This window comes from Nonomuraea sp. NPDC003707 (assembly GCF_053587055.1).
The window spans coordinates 1-2,722 of record NZ_JBSFNK010000114.1 but is presented as its reverse complement, the minus strand read 5'-3'; the positions used below and the strand labels follow the sequence as shown (position 1 = coordinate 2,722).

The 2,722-nt window shown below is 67.7% G+C and carries 2 protein-coding genes; both read left to right on the top strand.

Annotated elements, in window-relative coordinates; genetic code table 11:
- Positions 1-179 precede the first annotated feature (179 nt).
- Positions 180-1,784 carry an IS21 family transposase gene (gene istA / locus ACWDRB_RS67670; protein WP_449912842.1) on the top strand — a complete coding sequence of 535 codons (1,605 nt, stop codon included), beginning with the start codon at positions 180-182 and terminating at the stop codon, positions 1,782-1,784.
- An 85-nt stretch (positions 1,785-1,869) separates the two neighbouring features.
- Positions 1,870-2,652, top strand: coding sequence for an IS21-like element helper ATPase IstB (gene istB, locus ACWDRB_RS67665; RefSeq protein ID WP_449912840.1), 783 nt, complete (start codon positions 1,870-1,872; stop codon positions 2,650-2,652).
- The last annotated feature ends 70 nt before the right edge of the window (positions 2,653-2,722 follow it).

Sequence of the window (2,722 nt, the reverse complement as noted above, 5' to 3'; positions counted from 1 at the left end):
GTGTCGACGATCACAGAATTGAGCAGGCGTGAGCCCTCTGCGATCACGTAATTGACCACCTCGATCACGTTATTGACCCTGGTCACGGCGTGCGTGTCGGGATGGACCTGGTCGTCGGAAGATCAGCATTCTTGCCCTCGTCACGGGACGGGGGGCCGATGGCGAGGAGGAGCTTCGACGTGGTGGACATCACCGAGATCCTGGTGCACTGGCATGCAGGCCGGTCGAAGAACGAGATCGCGGACAGCTTGGGGGTCTCGCGTAACACGGTGCGTAAGTACGTGGCCCCGGCCGAGGCTGCGGGAATCGCTCCAGGCGGGATGGCGATCAGCTCGGCGGAGTGGGCGGCGCGGGTGCGTGAATGGTTCCCGGAGCTGACCGACATCCGGCTGCGGCAGGTGACCTGGCCAACGATCGAGCAGCACCGCGATTACATCGTCGCCCAGCTCAAGGCCGGAGTGACGGTGACCACGATCCACCAGCGACTGCGTGATGAGGAAGGGCTGGCGGTCAGTATCGCCTCGATGCGCCGCTATGTGCACGCCAACCTGCCCGAGGAGGTGCGCGCCTCGCAGGTGCGGGTGCTGCGGCTGCGCGAGGCAGAACCAGGCGAGCAGGGGCAGATCGACTACGGCCAACTGGGCCGCTGGACCGACCCGAAGACCGGGCGCCGTCACATGGTGCAGGCCTTCGTGATGGTGCTGCCCGCCTCCCGGCACATGTTCGTCTACCCGGTGCTGAAGATGGACCAGCAGGCATGGAGCAGCGCGCACGTGGCCGCGTTCGCCTTCTTCGGCGGCTGCCCGACCCGGCTGGTGCCCGACAACCTCAAGACCGGCGTGGACCGGCCCGACCTTTATGACCCGAAGATCAACCGCGCCTATGCCGAGCTGGCCGCGCACTACGGCGTTCTGGTCGACCCGGCCCGCTCGCGAAAGCCACGCGACAAGGCCAGCGTCGAGCGGCCGATGCCCTATATCCGCGACAGCTTCTGGCGCGGTCGGACTTTCGCCAGCATGGAGGAGATGCGCGAACAGGCCGCCCGCTGGTGCATCGAGGTCGCCGGGGCCCGCGCCTGCCGCCCACTGGCCGATGCCGCGCCGCTGATGGTCTTCGACGCAATCGAGGCTGAACGGCTGGCGCCGTTGCCCGCCACGCCGTTCGTGCTGTCGCGCTGGAGCAAGGCCAAGGTCGGCCCGGACATCCACGCCCGGGTGGAGCGGGTGCTCTACTCCATCCCCTGGCGATATCTGGGCCGACAGCTCGATGTCCGCTCCACAGCCACCAAGGTGCAGTTCTTCCTCGGCGGCGAGCTGATCAAGACCCACCCGCGCAAGCTCGCAGGCAAGCAGACCGACCTGGCCGACTACCCGCCGGAGAAGGTCGCCTTCCATATGCGCACCCCGGCCTGGTGCCGCAGCAAGGCCGAGCAGATCGGCCCCGCCTGCATCGAGGTGATCGCCGACCTGCTGGGCGGAGAACGCGTTGTATCGGCTCCGCGCCGCTCAAGGGGTGCTCGGCCTGGCCGACAAGCACAACCCCGAGCGCCTGGAAGCCGCCTGCGCCAAGGCGCTGGCCGTCGGCGACCCCTCCTACCGGACCGTCAAGGGCATCTTGGCCGCGGGCACCGAGACCGACCCCGCGCCGGCCAGCCGCGGCGACGGCGGCGCCGATGCTTTCCTGCACGGCCCCGACGCCCTGTTCGCCGACGCCTACCAGGGCCACATCGCCGAGGTGATCCCGTTGCGCGAGGCCAGCGCCCCGGCCGCCAGCTGACACCCTGACCGCGCTGACCAGGCTCACCGCGAAGTACGGCAATCACACTCGCGCTGAACCAGCGCACCACGAACCATCATGAGGAGCTTCACCATGACCACCATCACCCCGATCGAGACCGGCGCGCTGGACAAGGCGCTGCGCGCGCTCAAGCTCGGCGGCATGCTCGACACCCTGGACGCCCGCCTGGCCCAGGCCCGCGCCGGGGAACTTGGCCACATCGACTTCCTTCAGGTCCTCTGCGAGGACGAGATCTCCCGCCGCGACACCATGGCAATGCAGCGACGACTGCGCAAGGCCCGCTTCGAGCAGCAGGCCACGCTGGAAGGCTTCGACTTCGGCGCCAGCCCGAAACTCCCCGCCGCTCAAATCCGCGACCTGGCCGCACTGCGCTGGCTGCACGCCGGCGAATCGGTCATCCTCTATGGCCCGGTTGGGGTTGGAAAGAGCCATATCGCCCAAGCCCTCGGTCACCTGGCCATCCGGCACGGCGCCGACGTCCGCTTCGTCAAGACCAGCCGTGCACTGGCCGAGTTGGCCGGTGGTCACGCCGACCGCACCTGGACCCGCCGCCTGGCCGAGCTCTCCCGACCCGCCATCCTCATCTTGGACGACTTCGCGATGCGGGAGCTCACCGCGGCCCAGGCCGACGATCTCTACGAGCTGATCAGCGAACGGACCGGCAAATCGATGATCCTGACCTCGAACCGGCAGCCGACGGATTGGTATCCCCTGTTCCCCAACCCCGTCGTCGCCGAGTCCCTGCTCGACCGTCTGATCAACAACAGCCACCAGGTCTTCATGAACGGGCCAAGCTACCGTCCCAACAAACGACCAGGGCGCGCCGCGACCCCCAGCACGACGAACGCGGGATAGAACAGAACGCAGACCGGGACCTGGTCAATTACGTGAACGCAGCCCTGCTCAATAACGAGATCGTTCACAG